General features: G+C 67.9%; 18 protein-coding genes. 10 read left to right on the top strand and 8 right to left on the bottom strand.

Annotation, left to right across the window (positions count from 1 at the left end; translation table 11 throughout):
* Nucleotides 1-84: 84 nt before the first annotated feature.
* Both QZ670_RS00090 and QZ670_RS00085 read left to right on the top strand, forming a co-directional pair.
* Nucleotides 85-1269: an NF038122 family metalloprotease gene (locus QZ670_RS00090; protein WP_294250071.1), complete on the top strand. Its 1185-nt coding sequence runs from the start codon at nucleotides 85-87 to the stop codon at nucleotides 1267-1269.
* 234 nt (nucleotides 1270-1503) lie between these two features.
* The gene (locus tag QZ670_RS00085) at nucleotides 1504-2724 is read left to right on the top strand and encodes an NF038122 family metalloprotease (protein WP_294250068.1); all 1221 of its coding nucleotides are present in this window, start codon (nucleotides 1504-1506) and stop codon (nucleotides 2722-2724) included.
* A gap of 95 nt (nucleotides 2725-2819) precedes the next feature.
* Here QZ670_RS00085 and QZ670_RS00080 read toward each other — a convergent pair whose 3' ends face one another.
* The 5 genes from QZ670_RS00080 to QZ670_RS00060 form a co-directional block, all read right to left on the bottom strand.
* Complete coding sequence (locus QZ670_RS00080; RefSeq protein ID WP_294250065.1) at nucleotides 2820-3296, bottom strand: FKBP-type peptidyl-prolyl cis-trans isomerase; 477 nt, start codon at nucleotides 3294-3296, stop codon at nucleotides 2820-2822.
* Complete coding sequence (locus QZ670_RS00075; protein ID WP_294250062.1) at nucleotides 3296-4162, bottom strand: S-methyl-5'-thioadenosine phosphorylase; 867 nt, start codon at nucleotides 4160-4162, stop codon at nucleotides 3296-3298. The genes QZ670_RS00080 and QZ670_RS00075 overlap by 1 nt, the downstream gene beginning before the upstream one ends.
* A complete protein-coding gene (locus QZ670_RS00070) occupies nucleotides 4159-5577 on the bottom strand; it encodes an amino acid permease (protein WP_294250059.1) in 1419 nt (472 codons plus the stop codon). The genes QZ670_RS00075 and QZ670_RS00070 overlap by 4 nt, the downstream gene beginning before the upstream one ends.
* A 224-nt stretch (nucleotides 5578-5801) precedes the next feature.
* Complete coding sequence (locus QZ670_RS00065) at nucleotides 5802-6626, bottom strand: glutaminyl-peptide cyclotransferase (protein ID WP_294250056.1); 825 nt, start codon at nucleotides 6624-6626, stop codon at nucleotides 5802-5804.
* A gap of 61 nt (nucleotides 6627-6687) precedes the next feature.
* Nucleotides 6688-8178: a hypothetical protein gene (locus tag QZ670_RS00060; RefSeq protein ID WP_294250052.1), complete on the bottom strand. Its 1491-nt coding sequence runs from the start codon at nucleotides 8176-8178 to the stop codon at nucleotides 6688-6690.
* Nucleotides 8179-8459: 281 nt separating this feature from the next.
* Here QZ670_RS00060 and QZ670_RS00055 point away from each other — a divergent pair, with 281 nt between their 5' ends.
* From QZ670_RS00055 to QZ670_RS00035, 5 genes are read left to right on the top strand one after another with little or no spacing between them, the layout of a single operon-like run.
* Complete coding sequence (locus QZ670_RS00055) at nucleotides 8460-9323, top strand: glycosyltransferase family A protein (RefSeq protein WP_294250049.1); 864 nt, start codon at nucleotides 8460-8462, stop codon at nucleotides 9321-9323.
* Nucleotides 9298-10101 carry a ChbG/HpnK family deacetylase gene (locus QZ670_RS00050; protein WP_294250047.1) on the top strand — a complete coding sequence of 268 codons (804 nt, stop codon included), beginning with the start codon at nucleotides 9298-9300 and terminating at the stop codon, nucleotides 10099-10101. Before QZ670_RS00055 ends, QZ670_RS00050 begins: the two co-directional genes overlap by 26 nt.
* Before the next feature lie 22 nt (nucleotides 10102-10123).
* Nucleotides 10124-10681, top strand: coding sequence for a sigma-70 family RNA polymerase sigma factor (locus QZ670_RS00045; RefSeq protein ID WP_294250044.1), 558 nt, complete (start codon nucleotides 10124-10126; stop codon nucleotides 10679-10681).
* Nucleotides 10671-11618, top strand: a complete 948-nt coding sequence (locus tag QZ670_RS00040) for a FecR domain-containing protein (protein ID WP_294250042.1) — start codon at nucleotides 10671-10673, stop codon at nucleotides 11616-11618. Before QZ670_RS00045 ends, QZ670_RS00040 begins: the two co-directional genes overlap by 11 nt.
* Nucleotides 11569-13962 (top strand): TonB-dependent receptor, encoded by a 2394-nt coding sequence (locus QZ670_RS00035; RefSeq protein ID WP_365894581.1) that lies wholly within the window; start codon nucleotides 11569-11571, stop codon nucleotides 13960-13962. The genes QZ670_RS00040 and QZ670_RS00035 overlap by 50 nt, the downstream gene beginning before the upstream one ends.
* Here QZ670_RS00035 and QZ670_RS00030 read toward each other — a convergent pair.
* A complete protein-coding gene (locus QZ670_RS00030; protein ID WP_294250040.1) occupies nucleotides 13946-15313 on the bottom strand; it encodes a HAMP domain-containing sensor histidine kinase in 1368 nt (455 codons plus the stop codon). The genes QZ670_RS00035 and QZ670_RS00030 overlap by 17 nt on opposite strands.
* 35 nt (nucleotides 15314-15348) lie before the next feature.
* On the bottom strand, nucleotides 15349-16026 hold the full coding sequence (locus tag QZ670_RS00025) for a response regulator transcription factor (RefSeq protein ID WP_294250038.1): 678 nt from the start codon (nucleotides 16024-16026) through the stop codon (nucleotides 15349-15351).
* A gap of 124 nt (nucleotides 16027-16150) precedes the next feature.
* Between QZ670_RS00025 and QZ670_RS00020 the strand changes: the two genes are divergently transcribed.
* From QZ670_RS00020 to QZ670_RS00010, 3 genes are read left to right on the top strand one after another with little or no spacing between them, the layout of a single operon-like run.
* A complete protein-coding gene (locus QZ670_RS00020; protein WP_365894579.1) occupies nucleotides 16151-17371 on the top strand; it encodes an efflux RND transporter periplasmic adaptor subunit in 1221 nt (406 codons plus the stop codon).
* On the top strand, nucleotides 17368-20538 hold the full coding sequence (locus QZ670_RS00015; RefSeq protein ID WP_294250035.1) for a CusA/CzcA family heavy metal efflux RND transporter: 3171 nt from the start codon (nucleotides 17368-17370) through the stop codon (nucleotides 20536-20538). Before QZ670_RS00020 ends, QZ670_RS00015 begins: the two co-directional genes overlap by 4 nt.
* Nucleotides 20538-21971 (top strand): efflux transporter outer membrane subunit, encoded by a 1434-nt coding sequence (locus QZ670_RS00010; RefSeq protein ID WP_294250032.1) that lies wholly within the window; start codon nucleotides 20538-20540, stop codon nucleotides 21969-21971. Before QZ670_RS00015 ends, QZ670_RS00010 begins: the two co-directional genes overlap by 1 nt.
* A 1-nt stretch (nucleotide 21972) precedes the next feature.
* Here the strand turns inward: QZ670_RS00010 and QZ670_RS00005 are convergent, their stop codons facing one another.
* Nucleotides 21973-24267, bottom strand: a complete 2295-nt coding sequence (locus QZ670_RS00005) for a glycoside hydrolase family 2 TIM barrel-domain containing protein (protein ID WP_294250030.1) — start codon at nucleotides 24265-24267, stop codon at nucleotides 21973-21975.
* Nucleotides 24268-24327: the final 60 nt, after the last annotated feature.

The following is a 24327-nucleotide window of genomic DNA, read 5'->3' as shown; positions in this document are numbered from 1 at the left end:
TGCCGTCGGCTCCATCACCTTGGTTAACGATCGGTAAACCGGGATTCGGTGCGATCGAAGTCATCGACCAAAATGGGGGTTCGGATGAAGACGACGAAGATGAAGGCGCTGCTCGCGACTGCCACGGCATTCGGGCTGGCGATTACTGCCGCGGCACCTGCGGCGGCACAGACGAAGATCGTGCTCAACGACATTGGCGGCGTGAAGGGTTCGCCGGCAGAACTCGGCTTCAGGATCGCCGCGAGCTACTGGGAAAGCGTCCTCACCAGCAACGTGACGCTGCACTTCGACGTCGGCTTCGCGCATCTCGGTGGGAACATCCTCGGCGGGACCAACAGCAACCTGCTGACCAACATCTCGACGAGCAGCTATTACGACGCGCTCGCCATCAACGGCGCGTCGGCGCTCGACGCGAGCGTGCTCTCGCATCTCGCGCCGCTGAGCGCCACCGGCAGCGTCTCGGCGATCGTGCCCGCTTATGCCAAGCCCGCGACGCTCGACGGCATCGCCACCAGCGGCACGCGCCTGACGCCGGACGGCAAGCCGATCAGCAACACCATGGCGCTCAGCACCGCCAACGCCCAGGCGCTCGGCGCCACCGCCGCGACCGTGGACGCGGTCATCCAGTTCTCGAGCGACTTCGCCTTCGATTTCAATCCCAATGACGGCATCAAGGCCGGCACGGCCGACTTCATCGGCGTGGCCATCCACGAAATGGGCCATGCGCTGGGCTTCCTCAGCGGTGCGGACGATTTCGACTATTCGGCCGGCTCGGGCTTCAAGACCGACAATTACTGGTGGGCCTATGCCGCCGATTTCTTCCGCTACAGCGGTGACGGCAAGCTGAACTGGGCGTTTGACCAACCCTCCTATTTCTCGATCGACGGCGGCAAGACCGTGTTCCAGGGCAAGGATTATTTCTCGACCGGCGAGAATAACGGCGATGGCTGGCAGGCTTCGCACTGGAAGGCGAACAATACCTGCAGCGGCTATGTCGGCGTGATGAACCCGTACACCTGCGGCGGGCAGATGGACGTGGTCACCTCGGCCGATCTCGCACTGCTCGACGCGATCGGCTGGAACGTGAACGTCGATGTGCTGGCGAACGGCGGCTACAAGTTCACCACCAAGGACGTGGCGCAGGCCTGGATCGCCGCCGGCGGCGCGGTGCCGGAGCCGGAAAGCTGGACGATGCTGATCCTCGGCTTCGGCGCGATCGGCGGCGCGATGCGCTATCGCAACCGCACGGGACGGATCAAGCTCGCCTGAAACTCTTACGATACTTCTCTGGACGGCCTCGCTTTTCCAAAAGCGGGGCCGTTTCGCGGACGGCCTCACCCGGGCCAGTCCGTCCATTTCGCACCTAGCTTCGCTTCCCCATCGTCCTTCTCGCAAGGCAAACTAGCCGCCGGTCAAAGCGCGCCCGACCGAACCGCGATAAACCGACGTGGGGAGAGAGCTCCGATGCTTGTTGGGAAGATACGGCTGCTCGTTTGCGGCGCAGTGGCGCTGTTGGCGTTTTTGGGACCGCAAGCGGCCTCGGCACAGACTCACATCGTGTTGCACGATATCGGCGGAGTAACGGGATCACCTGCCGACAGGGCGTTCAGGATCGCGGCCAGCTATTGGGAGTCGGTTCTCACCAACAACGCCACGATCCACATCAATGTCGGGTTCCAGGCGCTGGATCCGGACGATCTGGGGGGCACGAGCTTCCGCTATTTCGACGGCATCACCATCGCCAGCTACCAGAATGCGCTCGCGGTCACCGGCACCAGCGCGCTCGATGCGCAGGCCGTCAGCCATTTCCAGCCGCTGAGCAGTGCGGGCACGCCCTCAGTGCTGATCCCGGCCTATGACGATCCGGCGCATCATGACGGGATCGCCACGTCGGGCAGCCGGATTCCTCCCAATGGCAGCAACATCGGCAGCACCGTCGCCCTGACCAGCGCCAACCTGAAGGCGCTGGTGAACAATGTGAGCGGGCTGGACGCGGAAATCATCTTCTCCACCGCCCAGGCGTTCGACTTCGATCCTTCGGACGGGATCAGCGTGGGAAGCTATGACTTTATCGGCACCGCCATCCACGAGATCGGGCATGCGCTGGGCTTTACCAGCGGCGTCGATACTTTCGACACCGCGGCGGGTCCGACCTGGCACATCAACGATGCCACCGTCGCGTACGGCTTGGACCTGTTCCGCTATTCGGCGCCTGGCCAGCTTAACTGGCAATTCAACGTGCCCGCCTATTTCTCGATCGATGGCGGCGCGACGCCGTTCGGCGGCAACGCCTATTTCTCGACCGGGGAGTATTTCGGGGACGGCTGGCAGGCGTCGCACTGGAAAGTTGTTGGTGGTTGCACCGGGTTCATCGGCATGATGAACCCCTATTCGTGCGACGGCGTGAACGACGTGGTGACGGCAGCCGATTTGGCGGTATTCGACGCGATCGGCTGGAACCTGAATGTCAACGTGCTGACGACCTCCAACTATCACATGTCGACAGCACAGATATATCAGGCATACAATATTGCACACCCGTTCGCATCTTTTGCGCCCGTGCCGGAGCCGGCGGCGTGGGCGACGCTCATCGCCGGCTTTGGATGTGTGGGCATGGCAAGGCGGTTCTCGGTTTCCAAACTCCGATATTGGCTTTTGGTTCCGGGGATTCCGCTGGCTTTTCTCGTGCCGATCGTGGCCGGGCTGCTGCTGGGAGGATTCTAGCCGGCGCGTGCCAGATGCGGGCGGCGCCGTGAATGGTTGCACCCTTGCGATGGGGGGACAGGGGGCTCGCGAACGATTGGCGAGCCCCCTGCCGCTCAGCCGCCGATGCCGAGCAGCTCGATCTTGAACAGCAGCGTTGCGCCGCCGGGGATCGGCCCCTTGCCCTGGAAGCCATAGCCGAGCTCGGCCGGTACCGCGATTTCGATCGTGTCGCCCACGCCCATCAGCGGCACCGCGATCTGCCAGGCGCGGATCAGCCGATCGAGCGGGAAGCGCGCGGGCGGGCCGCCATAGGAGCTGTCGAACTCGGTGCCATCGACGAAGGTGCCGGCATAATGCAGCGTCACCATGTCGCTGACGTTGGGGTGCTGGCCCGCGCCGTCGCCCTTCACGCGCCGCCAGCGCAGACCGCCTTCGAGCACGCGCCAGCCCTGTGCCGAGCCGCGGCTGGCCAGCGCCAGCGACTGGGCGCTCTGCCACCGCAGGTCCTGCGAGCGATCGACCGGGGCTTCCTGCGCGATGGCGGGGACGGCGAACAGCAGCGCCGCCGCTGCGAGGATTGCGCGCGCCATCAGCCGAACACCCGGCCAGCGACGGCGTCGAGCTTCGCCAGCAGCTGCGGATCCCGCGCGGAAGGCGCCGTGATCAGCGCCATATCGAGGCAGGTGTCGATCGGCGACGGCGTGCGCTCGGCCGGCAGATTGCGCAGCAGGTGCATCACCATCTTCCGCGCCTTCTCCGCATTGCTGGAGAGCTGGGCAATCACCTGCGCCACGTCCACCGCTTCCTCGCCTTCGCGCCAGCAGTCATAATCGGTGACCATGCCGACCAGCGCATAGGGCAGCTCGGCCTCGCGGGCGAGCTTGGCCTCGGGCATCGCGGTCATGCCGATGATGTTGCAGCCCCAGCTGCGGTAGAGGTTGCTCTCGGCGCGGGTCGAGAATTGCGGCCCCTCCATCGCCAGATAGGTGCCGCCGACATGGGTGGTGGCCCCAGCGGCCTGCGCCGCCTCGGCCGCCAGCGTGGAAAGGCGCGGGCAGACCGGATCGGCCATCGAGACATGCGCGACCATGCCCTCTCCGAAGAAGCTCGACGGACGGCCCTTGGTGCGGTCGATGAACTGGTCGGCGATGGTGAAGGTGCCCGGCGCGCGCTCTTCCGCCAGCGAGCCGACCGACGAGACGGCGAGCACGTCGGTGACGCCCAGCCGCTTCAGCACGTCGATATTGGCGCGGACGTTGAGGTCGGAGGGGCTGATGCGGTGGCCGCGGCCGTGGCGCGGCAGGAACACCGCCTTCACCTGCCCGACATGCCCGACGAAGCAGGCGTCGGACGGCTGGCCCCAGGGGCTCGCCACTTCCACCCATTCGCCGCCCTCGATGCCCTCGACATCGTAGAGGCCCGAACCGCCGATGATTCCGATCGTCCAACCGCTCATGCGTCACCCTTTGCTGCGTTGCGGCGGGCATAGGCGAAATAGACGACGAGACCCAAGAGGTTCCAGCCGCCGAACCACAGTTGCGTCTTGGTCGGCAGGCTGAGGAACAGGTAGAGGCAGCCGAAGATCGCCCCGAGGCCGACGACCCAGGCGGCGGGGGTGCGGAACGGGCGGACGAGCTCGGGCGCGCGACGGCGCAGCACCAGCAGGCACAGGCCCACGGCGGCGAATGCGGTCAGCGTGCCGGCATTGGCAAGCGCGGCGATCTCGTCGATCGGGAGGAAGGCGGCGAAGACGCTGACGATGGCCGCCGTGAACAGCGTGATGCGCACCGGCGATCCGCGCCGCGAAACCTTCGCGAGCGACTTCGGCAGCAGCCCGTCGCGCGCCATCACGAAAAAAATGCGGCTTTGGCCGAACAGGAAGCCGAGGATCACGGTGGGCAGCGCCACGATCGCGCTCAGCGCGAGGAACTTGGCAACGCCCGGCTGGCCGATCTCGCGCAGGATCAGCGCCAGCGGCTCGGGGCTGTCGGCGAAGCGGGTATAGTGGAGCGCGCCCACCGCAGTCAGCGCCACGATCATGTAGATGGCGACGCACGCCACCATCGATCCGACGATCCCGATCGCCAGATCGCGGCCGGGGTTCTTGGCTTCCTCGGCGGCGGTGGAGATCGCGTCGAAGCCGTAAAAGGCGAAAAAGATGATCGCGGCGGCGGCCATCATGCCCCGCTCGACCCCGCCGCTGGCATGTTTGGCGAAACCGAAGGGGGCGAAAGGATCGAAATTGGCGGCATCGAAATAGGGCAGAGCGACTGCGACGAACACGGCAAGCGCGACCAGCTTCACCGCCACCAGGATCGCGTTGAGTGTCGCGCTTTCGCGGGTGCCGAGGATCAGCAGCCCGGCGACCAGCCACACGACGAACAGCGCGGGCACGTTGACGCCCCAATGCGCCACTTGGCCCGAGACCATCTGCGGACCGTGGGTTAGCTCGGGCGGGACGCCCAGCCCAAGCAGGAAAGGCGTCGCATAGCCCGACCAGCCGACCGCGACGGTGGCGACTACCAGCGTATATTCGGCGAGCAGGCTCCAGCCGACTACCCAGGCGACGATCTCGCCCAGCGCCACATAGCTATAGGTATAGGCGCTGCCCGAGGTGGGAATGCTGGTCGCCAGCTCGGCATAGGCGAGCGCCGCGCAGGCGCAGATCGCCCCCGCCACGACGAAGGACAGGATCACGGCGGGCCCGGCCCGGTCCGCGCCTACCCCGATTAGGGTGAGAATGCCCGTGCCGACGATCGCGCCGACCCCCAGCGCGACCAGATGATACCAGCTCAGCGTGCGCGCCAGGCGATGCCCGTGCGGCTGGTCCTCCGCGGCGGTGATGGGTTTCAGACGGAACAGACTGGCCATGGATCCTCCCCTTTGTTCTTGGCCCGGCGGTGATAGCGGGGTTGGGGGAGGGGGCAAGCCTGACGCCCCTCCCGCTTCTTCACTCCCCTCCCGCTTGCGGGAGGGGCTGGGGGAGGGTGTGTCGTGGAGGCTCTTTCTTGGACGGTGTCGCCCGCTACCCTCACGCACCCTCCCCTAACCCCTCCCGCAAGCGGGGGGGGGGAAGAAGGAGGGACGGGCGCCGCTTACTGCTGGCTGCAGCTCGTCAGCTTCACCGCCTCGGACGACTTGGCGACCGTGTCGCCTTCCTTTACCTGGTAGAGCTGCGGCCAGCGCTTGCCGGTGACGAACAGCCGCTTGGTCGCCGCGTCATAGGCGATGCCGTTCGCCACATTGTCGGTGCCGCGGTCCTTCGGCCCCAGATCGCTCACGTCGAGGAAGCCGGTGACCTTGCCGCTGACGGGATCGATCTTGGCGATCAGGTTGGTCTGCCAGATGTTCGCGTAGATCTGCCCGTCGACCCATTCGAGCTCGTTCAGGTTCGCGACCGGGCAGCCGTTCGCGGTCACCCGCAGCGTCGAGGTGACCTGCATGGTGTTCGGATCGAGGAAGCGCAGCACGGGCGTGCCGTCGCTCATGATGATGCCCTTGTCGTTGCGCGTCAGGCTCCAGCCCTCGCCGGTGTAGGAGAAGGTGCCGCGCGGCTCGAACTTGTCGAGGCCGTAGATGAAGCCGGTCTTGTCCTGCCAAGTGAGCTGGAACAGCCTGTCGCCCCAGGCGACGATGCCCTCGCCGAAATAGGGGGCGGGGAGCGAGGTTTCCTGCTGCACCTTGCCGGTGGCGGGATCGAGCTTGCGGATCACCGACTCGCCCACCTGCCCGGTGCTCTCGTACATCGCGCCCTTGTCGAAGAAGAGGCCCTCGGTGAACGCGCTGGTGTCGTGCGGCAGCGTCGTCACGGCGACGGCGCGGACCACGGGAATGCCGCTCGGCTTGATCCGGGTGAAGGCGAAGGCGGCGCCTCCGACCAGCACGATCGCGGCCAACACCACCAACAGGATGCGCTTCATCGGAAACCCTTCTTTTGCACGTCGGGCTACCCAAGCCGAAGCCGGGCCGCCGTGTAAACCCCTAGCGCGCCAGATCGCGGCGGACATAGACGAGGAGATGGCTTTCCTCGCGGGGGCTGCGCAGTTCGAGGCGATAGTCGCGCGCGAGCAGCGGTGCCATCACCGCGAGACTCTGCCGGTTCCAGGGCGAGAGCGGCGGGTCCATCGTCACGACCACCGGCGGGCGGGCGGCCATGATGCGGCGGACTTCGGCGGCCTCGTCGATCCCGGTTGCGCCCTGCTCGGCTTCATAGGCGAGGGTGGAGGGGAAGGCATAGGCGGTCGGCACGCAGGCATGGCCGAGCAGGTACAGCACCGAATCGCCCGCGAAGACATAGGGGCAGCCCTGGTGGGCATGCGTGGCGACGATCCGTGCCGCGGCGCGGGCGGTAGCGCGGTCGTCGGGCTCGATCTGCCAGTGGACGACAAACAGGATCGCCGCGGCGATGGCGCTCGCTCCGAGGACGATCCGGGAGCGCCCGAGCGCGGGAGCGGCGACGATCGCGAAGGGCACCAGCAGCGGCAGGGCGTAATGATCGAAGAAGGCGCCGATCATCGCGAAGCCGATCAGCGCCGCGGCAAGCCAGCCGAACGCTACCCGCACTTCGGCGCGATGCTCTGCCGGATGCCACCGCCAGCTGAGGGCGGCGCAGACGAGGAAGGGGGAGAGCTGCGCGGTGGTGCCTGTCAGCCGGCTGACGATCTTGGCGGCAGGATAGCTGCGCCGCAGCGCCACCGATGCGAAGTTGGAGAACCAGAAGCTGTCGAACGCCGCGGGCCCTTGGGCATGATACCAGGCAATCGCCGCCAGCGTCGGCGCGAGGCCGAGCAACGCCCAGATTGCGCCTGCGCCGAGGAGCAGTCGCAGCTTCCCCCCCGCGCGATGCAGGTACCAGAGGTGCGCCAGCCCGAAGAATGCGCCCTCCACCACCGGCGTGTACTTGGTCTGGATCGCCAGCCCCGCGAGCAGGCAGGCGGCGGCGCCCTGCAGGACGATCCGTCGCCGGTCGCGGGCGTCGGCGAGCGCGGGCAGCTGCAGCGTCAGCCAGCCGGCTGCTGCCATGAACAGGTTGTAGAAGACCGGCGACTGTCCGCCCCGTCCGCTCAGATAGCCGAGCCAGAGCAGATAGGCGCAGCCTGCCGCCGCGGCGCCCAGCGTACTTGCGCCCAGCCGCCGGGCGGACAGTGCGATGAATCCGGCGGTAAGCGCGGCGAAGATGGTCGCGGTCAGCTGATAAGCGAGGATGCCGTCGCCTGGCAGCAGCCGCATGCCGGCGAACAGCAGGAACAGCCCCGGCGGCTTGCGGTCCCAGAAATCGACATAGGGCAGCGCGCCGTGCAACATGCGGTCGCCGACCAGCAGATAATATTGCTCGTCGACATGGATCACCGGGTTGCCGAAATCATGCGCCCGCAGCGCCACCGCCACCGAGGCGAACAGCAGCAGTGCCAGTACGATACGGTACCACGCCCGTGCCGGACGGGCGGTGCGAACAGGCGTCCAATGCTCCACGGGGGAGACCAACTAATCGGCGCGGACGCCCCCGTCATGCGCGAAATTTCTGCGGGCGAAGGTGTGGAATCCCGCCGCCATATCGTCGCAGGGACCAGGCTTAACCGCTTCGAAATTTTTATCGTCCGGGCAGTGTGGATCGGCCGCGAAGGCGTCGTCTTTCGATCGGGTGGGGAGGCACTGACCAAGCCAGGAACCGGCCGGAGGCAAATACTTAGCCGCCGCGCTGGTTCTGGAGTCGGTCCCCTGCGCCCATTCGAATCGATGGGATGCTCGCAGCGATGTTTCTGGATCTTTCGAAGGACCCGTTCGACCGCCAGCCGCAAGGCCCGGACCTGCAATGGACCGTGTTGATCCCGTTCTTCAACGAGCGCGACTATCTGCCGGCGACGATCGAGAGCCTAGCCCAGCAGACGACCAGGTTCATGCTGGTGCTGGTTGACAACGGCTCGACCGACGGCAGCGCCGACGTGGCCGAGGCATTCTGCCGGGCCTATAAGCTCGATTATCTCCTGATCACCGAACGCACGCCCGGCAAGGTCGCGGCGCTGCGCGCCGGGCTCGCCTGGGTGCGCACCCGCTGGGTGGCGACCTGCGATGCCGACACCGTCTACCCGCCGCACTATCTCGCGGCCGCGGAGGCGATCCTGTCGCGTCCCGGCCATGTCGTCGCCGGCGCCTATTTCATCGCGCCCGAGACCGACGAGCGCGCCCGGATCATCGAGGCGCGACGCTTCCTCGCGGCGGCGCGGCTGCTACCCCGGCAATGCCATGCGGGCGGCGCGGGTCAGGCCTTCTGCACGCGCAGCCTGCGCGCGGCGGGCGGCTTCGATGCAGCGCGCTGGAACTTCGTGCTCGAGGATCACGAGGTGATCCACCGACTGATGCGCAAGGGGCGCATGGGCTATTCGGGCGAGCTCTGGTGCACGCCTTCCCCCCGCGAGCGCGACCGCGATTCGATCCGCTGGACGCTGTTCGAACGGCTGCTCTACTCCGCCGCCGCACCCGCTGCCGGCGACTGGTTCTTCTACACCTTCCTCGCCCGCCGGCTGCAGCGCCGTCGCCTGCTGAGCAATCGCATCCGCGAGCGCCAGTACCAGCATCTCGAAGGACCGGTGCTTGTCGCGTCTCATTCTCTGCTCTGACGATTTCGCCTATTCGCCCGCGATCAGCGCCGCGATCGTCACCCTCGCCCAGGCCGGCAAGATCAACGCGATCAGCTGCATGGCGGTGATGCCCGGCTGGGGAGAGGATTCGCGGCTGCTGGCGGACCTGCCGGCGCATGTCGAAATCGGGCTGCACCTGACGCTGACGGAAGAGGCGCCGCGCACCGCGATGCCGCGCTTCGCGCCGGGCGGTCGGATGCCGGCGATCGACCCGCTCACCCGCGTGGCGGGGCGATGGGCAGTGCCGCTCGACGAAGTGGCGATGGAGGTCTCCGCGCAGTTCGACGCGTTCTTCGCGGCGATGCGGCGGCCGCCCGATTTCGTCGATGGGCACCAGCACGTCCACGCGCTGCCCGGCATCCGCGACCTGGTGCTCGCCGAAACCGTCGCGCGCGCGCCGCGCGCCTGGGTGCGCGACTGCACGGACCATCCGCTGGCGATTCTGCGACGCCCTTTTTCCGGGAAGGCGATCGGTAGTGCCTGGCACAGCCGGGGCTTGCGCAAGGCAGCGGCGGCGCTGGGACTGCGCACCAATCGCGGTTTCGCCGGCCATTATGACTTCGGGGGCGATTACGCTGCGCTGTTCCCGGCCTTCCTCCGCCAGCCGGGGCCGATGCATCTGGTGATGTGCCATCCCGGGGCGGGCGAACGCGCCGGCGACACTATCGCCGCGGCGCGCATTGTCGAAGCCAAGGCCTTGCACCGGCTGCCGATCGCCGACATGGCTGGTGCCGAGGGACTGGCGTTTCCGGCCTGACCCTCGCGGGGATCGGAAAGGCGTGGGCGACGACGGTCTGAAGGCGGTGTTTCTGGCGCAGCGGCCGATGCTGCTGCGGCTGCTCGCCGCGCGGCTGGGCAATCGCGACGATGCGGAGGATGCGCTGCAGGACATGTGGCTGCGGATCGACCAGTTGGCCGAGCAGCCGATCGCCCAGCCTGCTGCGTTTCTTTTCCGCGTCGCCGCCAACCTCGCCACCGATCGGCGGATTGCGGCGGGCCGCCGCGGCAGCCGGGATGCGGGCTGGATGGAAACGCAGCCCGGTGCGGAAGAAGTGCCCGATGCCGAGCGCACGTTGGTCGCACGCAGCGAATGGCAGGCGGTGGAAGAAACGATCGCCGACATGCCCGAACGGATGGCGACGGCATTGCGGCTATTCCGGCTGGAGGAGCAGCCCCAGCGCGCAATCGCCGAGCAATTGGGGATCACGGTGAGCGGCGTCGAAAAATTGCTGCAACGCGCCTACAAGAAAATTCAGGAGCGGCTCGATTCCAATGGTGCGGATTCGGCCGGCCTGCGTCGTCTCGATTATGAAAGGGGTTCCGACCGTGCAGGTTGAGACGACAGATGCGATCGAGACGGCGATTGCCTGGCAGCTGCGGCTGGCGGAGGCAGACGAAGCCGTGTGGGCCGCGTTCGTCGCCTGGCTTGAGGAAAGCCCCGCGCATGCCGCAGCCTATGACCGCGTCGCGGCGGCGGACCGGCTGATCGCTGAGGTTCGTTTCCCCGCGCCTGCTCCGGCGGGCGAAAACGACAACCTGCCCGCACCGCGCCGCTGGCTCTGGTGGACGGGCGGCGCCGCGGCTGCGGCAGCGCTCGCGCTCGCGGTCGTTCCGACGATCCAGCCGCGCGCGCAGACCTATCAGGTCGCCACCCGCGATGGCGAGCGGCGGACGGTAGCGCTTGGCGACGGCACCCGGATCGAGCTGAGCGGCGGCACCCAGCTGACGCTGGATCGTGCCAATGCCCGCGTCGCCACGCTCGATCGCGGCGAGGCGCTCTTCCATGTCCGCCACGATTCGGCGGCGGCGTTCACGCTCAAGGTGGGCGACGTCGCGGTGCAGGACTTGGGCACGGTATTCAACGTCACGCATCTCGACGGCCGCATGAGCGTCGCCGTGTCCGAAGGATCGGTGGCGTTCCAGCCGGGCAGCGCGGCGGTGACCTTGCGCGCGGGTGACGCACTTTCGGCGCGCGGCGATGGCGGCGAGGTCGCGCGCACCCGCGTGGCGCCGGCATTGGTCGGCGGCTGGCGCAGCGGGCGTCTGAGCTTTGCCGGTCAACCCTTGCATGAGGTTGCAGGGGCGTTGAAACGGCTTTACGGCACCGATATCGCCCTGCGGGGCACCTTGTCGGAAAGGCCGTTCACCGGTGTCGTTCATTTCTCGGGCGTCGCCGATCGCGATGTGCCGCGTCTTGCCGAATTGATCGGGGCGACGTGGCGTCGTGACGGGGGGCGGTGGATTATGGCGGAGCAGGGGCCTAGCGCCCCTTAGCCTCGCGCTTGCCCTGGCGCTGCCGGGGGCACCTGCACGCGCCCAGCGCAGCACGATTTCGCTCCCGGCCACCACGCTCGACGTCGCCATAGGCCAGCTGGCGCGCCAGACCGGTGCGGACATCGTCAGCACCGACGCAGAGCTGCGGTCTGTCCGCACGTCTGCCGTTCGTGGCGCATTGAGCATCGATGCCGCGCTGAAACAGTTGCTGCGGAACACGGGGTATCGGGCCCGACGCCTTGCGGGCGGCGGCTACAGGATCGAACGCGGGCCGCTGCCCACCGTGCGCAAGCCGACGCCGGCCTCGCCGCGCGTCGCCCCGCCGCCGCCCCCGGCCCCGGATCCCGACATCGTCGTCACCGCCAGCAAGCAGCGCATCACCCTGCTCCGCTACCCGGGGAGCTTGACCCAGGTTGCGGACCGCACCGCGCTGCCGGGCACCGCCGCCGGTACGCTGAGCGACGCCGCCCACCAGGTACCGATCCTGCAGAGCACGCAGTTGGGCGCCGGTCGCAACAAGGTGTTCATCCGCGGCATTGCCGACAGTAGCTTCAACGGCAGCACCCAGGCACCGACCAGCGTCTATCTCGACGACGTCCAGCTCAACTATTCGGGCCCCGAGCCGGGCCTGCGGCTCTACGACATGGCCAGCGTCGAAATTCTCGAAGGGCCGCAGGGTACGCTGTATGGCTCGGGGGCGATCGGCGGCGTCATCCGGCTCACCTCGAACCCGGTGAACCTGCACGAGGTCGCGACGGCTGCCACGGTGGGCATCACCGCAACAGGCGGCGCCGAGCCCGGCTATGACCTTGCCGGCATGCTCAACCTGCCGCTGCTGCAGGACAAGGCAGGGGTGCGGCTGGTGGGCTATCACATCCGCGACGGCGGCTATCTGCGCGACGAGGACCGCAGGATCCGTGACGTCAACCGCAGCAATACGGGCGGCCTGCGCGCGGCGATCCGGGTCGCCCCCGGCGACAGCTGGCAGGTGGAGGCGAGCGGGGCAGGGCAGTGGATCGACGCCGCTGACGGCCAATATGCCGAGCGCGCCGAGGGCATGCTCGCGCGCCGCACCTTGCTTGCCCAGCCGTTCGACAACCGGCTGCTGTTCGGCCGGCTGGTGGTCAGCAAGGATTGGGACAGCGGCCTCCGCTTCGTCTCCGCGAGCGGGATCACGGGCTATGACACGCGCGAGATCTTCGATGCGACCCAGCGCAATGCCCGCGGCGCGGTGCTGGGGCCGCGGACGATCTACCGCGCCAATCACGACAAGCAACTGCTCAGCCAGGAGGCGCGGCTGTCGCGCTCGCTGACCAACGGCAACAGCTGGGTCGCCGGCTTTACGCTGGTCAGCGACCGCGACGTGCTGACTCGCAGCGTCGCCCAGACCGGGCGCGACGTCAGCATCGTCGGCGTCACCAACGTCACCAATGCGGTCTCCGGTTTCGGCGAGGCGACCTTTGCGCTCACGCCCAATCTGTCGATAACGGCGGGAGGGCGCTATTCGAGCGCGCGCACCGATGGCGATCCCTCGGCGCAGGCCCGCCCGTCCAACTTCGTCAAGGGACGGCTGACGCAGCGCTTCGACCCCACCCTCGCCGCCTCGTGGCGGCTGGCATCCGACCTCGCGCTGTTCGCGCGCTTCCAGACCGGCTACCGCACCGGCGGTCTCGCGGTGGCGCCGGGAATCGGCCGGGTGGCGGACTATAAGTCCGACGCGATCACGGTGGCGGAGGGAGGAATCCGCAAGCTGCGGCGTGGTCCAACGGGGCTCGCCGCCTCAGGCAGCATCTCCGCCGCCTGGTGGGAAAATGTCCAGGCCGATCTGATCACGCGCTTGGGCCAGCCCTATACCGCCAATATCGGCAACGCGAAGATCGTCACGGTCGAAGGCAATCTCGATTGGGTGCCGGTGCGCGGCCTGCGCGCGCAGGCGTTGTTCCTGTTCACCGACAATCATGTCGAAGGGCCGATCGCGGACCTCTCCAAGCGCAATAACCGGCGCCTGCCCGAGACGCCGCCCTTCGCGGCGCATGCGGGCCTTTCCTATGCGTGGGAGGAATCGCGCGTGCAGCCGCGGATCGGGCTCTCGGCCGATTATACCGGTCGCTCGGTACTCGGCACGGGAGACTTTCTCGACGTGAGCCAGGGGCGCTACTGGACTGCCGACGCCTTCGCTGCGCTGCGCATCGGAAGGGCCGAGCTGAGTGTAACGCTGAACAACCTCGCCGATCGCCGCGCCAACCAGTTCGCGTTCGGGAATCCGTTCAGCCTCGGCCTGCGCGATCAGCTGACCCCGCTGCGGCCGCGCAACGTGCGGATCGGGATTACGACGGGCTGGTGACCGCCGCCTCGGGGGCGAGCGGAAAGCGTAGCGAGACGCGAGTCCCTTCGCCGGGCCGGCTCTGCACCACCAGCCTGCCATGGTGCACGTCCATGATCCGGCGGACGATCGACAGGCCGAGGCCGGCGCCGTCCGAGCGCTGATGGTCGGCCCGCCAATAGCGTTCGGTAGCATCTTGGGGGTTGGACGCGGCGATGCCCGGTCCATCATCGCTCACCATCAGCACGCCGTCGGGCGCGACCAGCACCTCGATTGCGGTGCCGGCGGGCGTGTGGCGGCTGGCGTTGGTAATGAGGTTGGCCAGCGCGAGCCCCGCCAGCACCCGGTTGCCGCGGATCGACACCGGGCGGGGCGGCGCGTCGAGCGCGATCGAGTTGCCCGCGGCGAAGATCTGCGGTGCGTGCAGTCCTATCGTTTCCTGCGCGAGCAGGCGCGCATCGAAGGTCTCGAAGCTGTCCTCGGCTGCCACCTCCAGCGCCGCGAGATCCTGCAGCTGGGCGACGACATGGCCCAGCCGATCGACCGAGTCGCGCAGCCGGGCATGCAGGACGGGGTCCGCCACGCCTTCGAGCTCTACCCGGTGCACGGTAAGCGGCGTGCGCAGTTCATGCGCGACATTGGCGACGAACTCGGACTGATTGCGGAAGCTCGCCTGGAGGCGCGCAAGCAGATCGTTGGTGGCATGGGCCAGCGGCGCCACTTCCAGCGGCAGGCCGGCTTCTTCGATGCGAACATCGAGATTGTGCGGGCCGATCGCCGCAGCCTGGCGCGAGGCGCCGCGCACGGCGAAGAACAGTCGGGCGATCAGCGCGCTGTTGATCAGCGGCAGGAGCAGCAGGATCGAGATCAGTACCGGATCATAGCGGCGGATGAAGCCATGGATGACATCGTCGAGAATGGCGCCGGGGCCGGTGCGGTCTTGCGTCACGATGACCCAGATGCGGGTAGGGCCCACCCGCACCGGCTGGCTGACGCCCACGAACGCGCCTGCGCGGAACGGAACCTGCTCGGCCGCGCGCGGCGCGTTTCGCCAGGGCACAAGATCGGCATAGGGGCTCTCGGCGAGCGTCCGGCCTGCCGCATCGACGACGACGAAGGCGCGGCCGTCATAGGGCGAGGCATAGAGGCGGACCATTGCGGGAGCGAGCCGGACGGCGGGGCCGTTCGGGCCGCCGCCGATGCCCCGGGCGATCGCCCGCGCCTGCTCGGCAAGAATGCGCTGTTCGTAGCGGTGGGCCTCGGTGCGGAGGAAGGACGTGAGCAGCATCGGCAGCGTCACGGCCGCAATCGCGATCGCGCCCAGTTCGAGCAGCAGGATGCGGGCGATCAGCGAGCGCGGCCAGAATTTCATTGCGCCGGTCTATCGCATGGCCGGCTGCCCCGCCATCAGGCGGCGATGTCGCGCATCATGTAGCCGACGCCGCGGATCGTCTCGATGCGCAGCGTCGCGCCCGCCGCCTCCAGCTTGCGCCGCAGCCGATAGGCCTGCACCTCGAGCGCGTTCGAGCCCACGGGTTCGGTGAGGCCGTAGAGCTGGTCCTCGGCGAACTGCTTGCTCACCACTTGGCCGAAGCGGCGGAGCAGCAGTGCGGCGAACTGGCGCTCGCGGGCGGTGAGCAGAACGGCGGCATCGCCCACCGTCAGGTCGCCCGAAACCGTGTCGAAGCGGACATTGCCGAAGCGCAGCTCGGCGCCGGCCAGCGCACCCTGCCGCCGCAGCACCGCGTGGAGCCGGGCGGTCAGTTCGTCGACATCGAACGGTTTGACCACATAGTCGTCCGCCCCGGCGTTCAGCCCGGCGATCCGCGCATCGAGCGCGCTGCGGGCAGACACCGCGATCACCGGAATCGGGTCGTTCTGCGCGCGCAGGCTGCGGATCAGCGCCAGCCCGTCGCCGTCCGGCAGCCCGAGATCGAGCAGCAGCGCGGCATAGCGTGCCGCTTCCAGCATCTGGCGGCCGTCCGCGATATTGGCAGCGACATCGCTCTGCACGCCCCGCCGCTTCAGCGCTTCGGTCAGCGCGGTGGCGAGCGGCTGGTCGTCCTCGATGATCAGCACCCGCACGTTTTCATCTTCCCGTAAGCTTCCTGTCAGTCGGGTCCAATAATGGCGCGGTGCAGCATCGACCGCAACGGATGTGTGTCTGCTATATTGCACCCGAGAGGTGGTTCTGGTGACTGGACATAATTTGGAAAGCAACCCCCTGCCCGAAGCGCGCCGGATGACGACGCGCTCGCAAGGGTTGCTGGTGGGTGCGATCGTGATCGCGGTGGTGGCGATCCTCGTGGCGGCGATGGTCGTGAAGGCGGCGCTGACCCCCAAGCCCGTCCCCGAAACACCGGTGCCGTCGGGCGCCTTCCGTCCGACCCGGCAGCAGCTTGCGCAGCTGCAGTTCGCCACCGTCCAAGGCGGCGCCAATGTCGAGCTGGTCCGCGCCAGCGGCTCGATCCAGGCGGACGGCGACCACAGCACACCGATCGTGCTGCCCTTCTCGGGCCAGGTGCTCCAGGTACTGGTCGAGCCGGGCCAGCGTGTGACGCGCGGCCAGCCGCTGCTCCGCATCGCTTCGCCCGAGCTGATCGATGCGCGCAATACCCTGCTCGCGGCAAGCGCCCAGCGCGCCAGCGCGGCCGAGGCGCTGCGCATCGCCCAGGGCAACGTCACCCGGCAGAAGGCGATCTACGAGACCGCCGGCGGCGCGATGAAGGACTATCTCCAGGCGCAGGCCGACTTCGTCGCCGCCCAGTCCGCTGCCCGCCAGGCCGAGTCGGCCCAGCGCGCCGCGCAGGACCGGCTCGCACTGTTCGGCAAGACCGAAGGTGTCGGCACCTCGGCCTATACCGTGTACCGCGCGCCGGTCTCGGGCATCATCGCCGATCGCAACGTCGCGCCGGGGCAGTTCCTGAGCAGCGGCAGCGCAACGCCGGTGATGACGATCACCGATCCCGCGCGCGTCTGGCTCGTCGCGCAGCTCGCTGAAAGCGAAGCCGCGAGCATCCGCGTCGGCGATCAGGTGGTGGTCACCACTCCGGCGCTGCCCGGCCGCGAATTTACCGCGACGGTCGACAATGTCGCCGCCGGCCTCGATCCGACGACGCATCGCCTGCCGGTGCGCGCGACGATCGCCAATCCGGGCGGCGAGCTGAAGCCGCAGATGTTCGCGTCGTTCACGATCCGCCGCCCGGTCGACAACGGCAAGGGCGTGCTCGTGCCCGCGGTCGCGGTGATCCATGAGGGTGACACCACCCGCGTGTGGGTGAAGGCCAAGGACGGCCTGATCTATGGCCGGCCGGTACAGATCGGCGAAACCGACGGCGGGCTGACCCGCGTGCTCAGCGGCCTCAATCCCGGCGACAGGATCGTCGCCAAGGGCGCGCTGTTCGTCAACGAGGCGGGTCTCGGCGAATGAACCGCCTCGTCGAAATGGCGCTGCGCCAGCGGATGCTGGTGCTCACCCTGCTGATCGGCATGATCGCGGCAGGCGTGCTCGGCTTCCTCAACCTCAACATCGAGGCCTATCCCGACCCGGTGCCGCCGATGGTGGAGCTGGTGACGCAGAGCGACGGCATCTCCGCCGAGGAGATGGAGCGCAACGTCACCACCCCGATCGAAGTGGCGATCGCGGGCTTGCCGCACCTGACGGCAGTGCGCTCGATCTCGCTGTTCGGCCTGTCCGACGTGAAGATCCAGTTCAGCTATGACGTGACGCACGAACAGGCCCAGCAGATGGTGCTCGGCCGCCTGTCCCAGCTCGGCAACCTGCCGGGCAACGCGCAGCCGCTGATCTCGCCGACCAGCCCGATCGGCGAGATCTACCGCTATCGGCTCACCGGCCCGAGCGGCTATTCGGTGATGGACCTCAAGACCCTCCAGGACTGGGTGCTTCAGCGCCGCTTCAAGCGCATCCCGGGCGTGATCGACGTAACCGGCTGGGGCGGCAAGCTGCGCTCCTACGAAGTCCAGCTCGATCGGGACAAGCTGACCGCGCACGGCATCACCGTGCCGCAGGTGCTCAGCGCCATCGGCAAGAGCGATTCCAATGTGGGCGGGCAAACCGTCAATTTCGGCGAGCAGGCGGCGATCGTCCGCGGCGTGGGCCTGATCCAGTCGGTCGACGCGATCAACAACGTGCTGGTCGGCACCGCCGGCACCACCCCGGTGCTGCTGCGCGACGTCGGCCAGGTGAAGATCGGCAACCTGCCGCGCCTGGGCGTGGCGGGCGAGGGACAGGACGACGACATCGTCATGGGCATCGTGCTGATGCAGCGCGGCGCCCAGTCGCTGCCGACGATCAACCGCGTGAAGGCCGAGATCGAGGCGATCAACACCAGCGGCGTGCTGCCGCCGGGGGTCAAGATCGAGCGCATCTATGATCGCTCGGACCTGATCGGCGTCACCACCAAGACGGTGATGCACAACCTGCTCGAAGGTGTGCTGCTGATCTTCATCCTGCAGTGGCTGTTCCTCGGCGACCTGCGCAGCGCGCTGATCGTCGCGATCACCATTCCGTTCGCGCTCTCGGTCGCGGTGCTGATCCTGGTGATCCAGGGCGAATCGGCGAACCTCCTGTCGCTCGGCGCGCTCGACTTCGGCCTCGTGGTCGACGCCGCGGTGATCATGGTGGAGGCGATCTTCCGAAGGCTGGCGGACCGATCGACCGCGATCTCCGAAGGGCGGATCCATGCGAGCCCCGCCAACCGCTTCTCGGCGATCCTGCACGCTTCCAGCGATGTGAGCCGCGGCATTTTCTTCGCCGCCGCGATCATCATCGCCAGCTTCCTGCCGCTGTTCACGCTGACCGGCGTGGAGGGCCATATCTTCGGCCCGATGGCGAAGACCTATGCCTATGCCATCGCCGGCGGCCTGCTCGCGGCGTTCACCGTCTCGCCGGTGCTCTCCGCGCTGCTGCTGCCGGACAAGCTGAAGGAGGTCGACACGTTCGTGGTGCGGCAGATCCGCCGCGTGCTGGAGCCCGCCATCTCCTTCGCCATCGCCAATCGCGTGCTGACCTTCGCGCTCGCCGGGCTGCTGGTGCTCGGCTCCTTCGCAACGATCCGTGTGCTCGGCGTCGAATTCCTGCCGCATCTCGAGGAAGGCAATCTCTATATCCGCGCCAGCCTGCCGGCGTCGATCTCGCTGGAAGCGGGCGAGGATGCGGTGAACGGCATCCGCAAGATCATCGCCAGCTATCCCGAGGTCGATCGCGTCGTCTCGACGCATGGCCGCCCGGATGACGGCACCGACCCCACCGGCTTCTTCAACGCGGAATTCTACACTCCGCTCAAGCCCTTCGACAGCTGGCCGAGCGGGGTGACCAAGGAGAAGCTCACCGCCGAGCTCCAGGCCCGGTTGCAGGCGAAGTACCCGGGCGTCGAGTTCGAATTCTCGCAGTACATCCAGGATAACGTCGAAGAGGCGTCGTCGGGGGTGAAGAGCTCCAACTCGCTCAAGATCTATGGCAGCGACCTCGAGACGCTCGAATCGATCGCCAACCAGATCAAGGCGCAAATGGCGCAGGTGAAGGGCGTCGCCGACCTCGGCATCTCGGATTCGCTCGGCCAGCCGACCGTCCGAATCGACGTCGATCGCGCCGCCGCTGCCCGCTACGGACTGACGCCGGACGACATCAATTCCACCGTCGCTGCGGCGGTCGGCGGCCAGTCGAGCGGCGATCTGTACGAGAAGTCGACCGACCGGCATTTCCCGATCGTGGTCCGGCTCGATGCCGCGCAGCGCGACGACATCGAATCGATCCGCCGCATCCAGATCGGTGCACCGTCGCCGACCGGCAACGGCATCATCCAGGTCCCGCTGTCCGAAGTGGCAACCGTCAAGCTCACCTCCGGTGCGTCGTTCATCTATCGCGAGCATCAGGAGCGCTATGTCCCGATCAAGTTCAGCGTCCGCGGACGCGATCTGGGCAGCACGATCGGCGAGGCGCAGGCCCGCATCGCCAAGCATGTCCAGCTTCCTCCAGGCTACCATCTCGAGTGGGCCGGCGAGCTCGGCAACCTGACCAACGCGGTCAACCGGTTGGAGGTGGTGGTGCCGATCAGCCTGGTGCTGATCCTCGTCCTGCTGTTCGCCAACTTCGGCTCGATCCGCGACACGCTTCTGGCGTTCAGCGTCATCCCGATGGCGATGGTGGGCGGGGTGCTGGCGCTGGCGCTGACGGGGACGGCGTTCAGCATCTCCGCCGCGATCGGCTTCGTCGCGCTGTTCGGAATCGCGGTGATGGACGGCATCCTGGTGGTCAGCACGTTCAACCAGAACGTCAACGAGGACATGGATCACACCGCCGCGATGGCGGCGACGGTGAAGCATTCGCTGCGCCCGGTGATCATGACCTGCCTCGCCGCCGCGATCGGCCTGCTGCCTGCGGCGATGTCGACCGGCATCGGCAGCCAGGTGCAGAAGCCGCTGGCGCTGGTGGTTGTGGGCGGCATGACGCTTGCGCCGCTGCTGATCCTGCTGGTGCTGCCGCCGCTGATCCTCAAGTTCTCGCGCCACCAGGGTGCGCATGGCCACACCGTCCGTCGCCACCATGTCGACGGCACCCCGACGGAGCAGGCATGATGCGCCGCACTTCCATGATCCCGCTCGTCCTGCTCGCCGGCTGCACGGTGGGCCCGCACGACCTGACCAACCCCGTGCCGACGCCGCCTGCGCAGGCGCCGGGAACGATCGCGCCGGTGAGCGGTGCTGCGCAGCAGCTGGTCGCCGGTGCGGCAGTGGTGCCCAACTGGTGGCAGGGCTTCGGCAGCGCCAGGCTCGATGCGCTCGTCGCGCAGGCGCTGGCGCACAACAACGACCTTGCCGCCGCCGAGGCCAATCTGCGCCAGGCGCAGGAGCTGGCCAAAGCCGCTTCGGGCAGCACCGGGCCGCAGGTGGATGCGAACTACCAGGCGCAGCGCACGCGGATATCGAAGGCGCTGTCCGGCCCGCTCGCCGATCAGAACGACTATCTCTACACGCTGCACACTGCCCAGCTGACCGTCGCCTATCCGCTCGACCTGTTCGGTGCCGGGCGCAACAAGGTCCGTTCCGCGCGTGCGGCGGCGGACGTGGCGGCGCACCGGCTGCATGCGGCGCAGGCCACCGCGATCGCCAATCTGGTGCTGGCGGTGATCCAGCATGCCGCGCTGCAGGCGCAGATCGAGGCGACGCAATCGGCGATCCGCGACAATCGCGATCTGGTCGACCTGCTCGAGAAGCGCCGCAAGCTCGGCGATATCGGCGAGGCGGACGTCGGCGCGCAGCAGACCGCACTCGCCACGATCGAGGCGACCCTGCCGCCGCTGCTCCGCCAGGCGCAGCATCAGGCGGGGCTGATCGCGACGCTGACCGGCCAGGCGCCGGGCACCGCGGGCGACCTGCCGATGCTCGCCGAGCTCCAGCTGCCCGCCAGCCTGCCGGTCGCGCTGCCGGCGGACATCGTCGCGGCGCGCCCGGACGTGCGCGCGGCCGAGGCGCAGGTGCGCGGTGCCGCCGCCGATGTCGGCTCGGCGATCGCGGCGCGGCTGCCGTCGATCACGCTCAGCGGCAATGCCGGCGGCTCGGCGACCAAGTTCCTCGACATGTTCCAGGACGGCAACCCGTTCTTCTCGATCGTCGGCGGCATCACCCAGCCGATCTTCCATGCCGGCCAGCTCAAGCACCAGCAGCGGGCGGCGGAAGCTGCGCTCGACGAGGCCAAGGCGCAGTATCGCGCAACCGCGCTGCAGGCGTTCCTCGATGTCGACGATGCGATCGCAGGCCTGCGCACCGATGCCGACGCGCTGGATGCAGCCGCGCGCGCCGATGCAGCGGCAAGCCGCACGCTGGCGATGACGCGGCGGCAGGTGGAGCTGGGCGCGCTCGGCACGCTCCAGCTTCTCAACGCCGCGTCGGCCGCGTCGCAGGCGTCGGTGCAGCTGGTTCAGGCGAAGAGCGCCCGGCTGGCGGACAGCGTGGCCTTGTACCTGGCATCCGGCAGCACGCCGGCGGACCTGCAGTCCGCCGGCCGCTGACTTATTTCCCCGTCGCGGCGACGTTGGCGGCGTTGACGTTCCAGCCGCGCACCGCGAGGTGCGCCGCCGCGGTTACGCTCGCCGGATAGCGCACGCTCAGCACGCGGTGCTGGCCGGGGAGCAGCGAGACATAATTGTCGCTGTAGAAGGCGGGCAGGATGCGCTTGCCCTCGGCATCGACCAGGGTGAGCTTGGCGTTCAGCACCGGCACGGTGCCCTTGTTCGCAACGGTGACCGCGATCACCTTGTCCTCGCCGTCGACCTTGGGCGTGCTTGCCTGCACGTCGAGCGGCACCGAGGCGAGGCTTTCCAGCGCGCGATAGGCGGTATCGTCGCGGCCGCGCCAGTAGAAGTTGCGCGATAGCTGAATGCCCTTGGCGTCGGTCAGCGTCAGCTCGACGAGCAGCATCGGGCTGGCCGCATAGAGCCGGTCGAGCGGCACGTCGTCCAGCGTGGTCACCCGGTTGGCACGCGCATCGACCTTGTCGGTGCGGGCGAACAGCTGGACATTGTCGAGGCTGACCACGCGCGTCTTGGCGGTCAGCCCGCGCAGATCGTCGCGGGTGGTGTTGAGCACCACCAGCTGGTTGTCCGGCAGGTTGAGCTGGATGTGCACCGGTTCGGCCGCGCTCTTGGCGCCGTAATAGGAAGCCTGGGTGTCGTAATCCCAGCTGTAGATCTGCCAGGTGTTGGACGGCCAGGCCGGGTGGGTCATCCACAGCAGCCGGCCGCTGTTCTTGGTCCAGAGATGGCCCAGGAACCCCTCGAACATCGCCTTGTGCGTCTCGAGGTTCATCATCTGCGCCTTGCGCTCGAAATCCTCGAAGCTGAGCGGCTGGCCGAACATCCCGGTCAGCGCGGCCATGAAGGTCTTGGTGTCGCCATTCCCGCCGAAATGCCAGTCGTGATAGGCGAGCGTGTCCGACAGCGGCCAGCGATCCTTGGCCGGCATCGTCGCGGCGACGGACTCCAGCGTGGAGAGCGAGGGCGTGCCGGTCTCGACCGAGAAGCCGGTGGCGAGATCGGTGAAATACCCCTCGGGCTTGCGGTAGTTGTAGGGGCCCGAGCCCTGCAGGTTCACCTCGTTCGAGCTGCCGGTGTACCAGCGGGTGCCGTCCAGCTCGCGGATCAGCTTGTCGAGCCCCTCGTTGAGCGTGGGATAGGGCACGCCTTCGTTGCGACCGAACCAGACGACGATCGAGGGGTGGTTGCGATAGCGCGCCACCACGTCGCGGGCGTTGGCCAGGAACAGCGCGGCGTCGTCGGGCTCGACCTGGAAATTCTGGGTCGACTGCCAGAAATCGTTGAGCACCATCATGCCGTTCTCGTCGGCAAGCTCGTAGAATTCCTCCTCGTCGTTGTTGCCCATCCAGTTGCGGATGATGTTCATGTGCGCCTCGCGCTGGAGGCGGAAATAGGGGGCGAGCCGCTCGCGGCTGACCTGCTTCATCGCATCGTCCATGCCCCAGTTGCCGCCGCGCGCGGCGATCTTCACGCCGTTGACGCGGAGTGCCAGATGCGGCTCGGGCAGCGTCTCGTCGGGAATGGCGGTGACCGCCTTGGAGGTCTCGCCGGCGAGGGTGAGCGACTCAGCCCAGCCGGTGGGGCTGCGCTTGAGCGCCTCGTGGCGGACGTCGATCAGTTGCTGGCCGGCCAGGCCGCCATCGGTGGTCTGCACGTTCACCCGGCGGAGCTGGCCGAGATGGTCGAACAGCGAAAGATCGTAGCTCACTTCGCGGATACCGAAGCGGAGCGCGCGCGTGTCGCTCGGCTGGCCGCTCGCGGTGAGATCGATCTTGAGGTCGTGCAGCGCCGGGTCGCCATAGCCGTTCGGCCACCACAGCTTCGGATTGCGCACGGCGAGCTGGCGGAACTCGGCGGGGGTGAAGCGGACTTCGCCCTTGCCGGGCTGCGCGGTGACGGTCTTCTCCACGGTCACATCGTCGAACGCCGCGCGGATCGTCACCGGCTGCGCAGCGCTCCCGCGATTCTCGAACGGCACGGTGATGTAGATATCGGCGCTGTCGATGCGCGGCAGCGGCAGGTCGGTCACGACATGTGGGTCGCCGATCTTGACGTCGCCGGTCGCGACCAGCTCCACGGGCCGCCAGATGCCGGTGTTGCGATCGCGGATGCCGGGGATCCAGTCCCAGCCCTCGGTCGCGACGAAGGTGGGGCCGTCGATCGCGAGCTGGCCGCCGTTCTCGCCGACGCCCGCCGCGACCGACTGCTCGTGCGGGATGCCGGGGTGCGGCGGTGGCGAGACGCGCACCGCCACGACATTCTCGCCCGCCACGGGCGTGTAGGCGAACTGCAGATCGGAAGAGCGTCGTGTAGGGACAGAGTGTATCCTGGG

Source organism: uncultured Sphingomonas sp. (assembly GCF_913774285.1).
Taxonomy (GTDB): domain Bacteria; phylum Pseudomonadota; class Alphaproteobacteria; order Sphingomonadales; family Sphingomonadaceae; genus Sphingomonas.
This window is presented reverse-complemented; position numbering and strand designations above follow the sequence as displayed.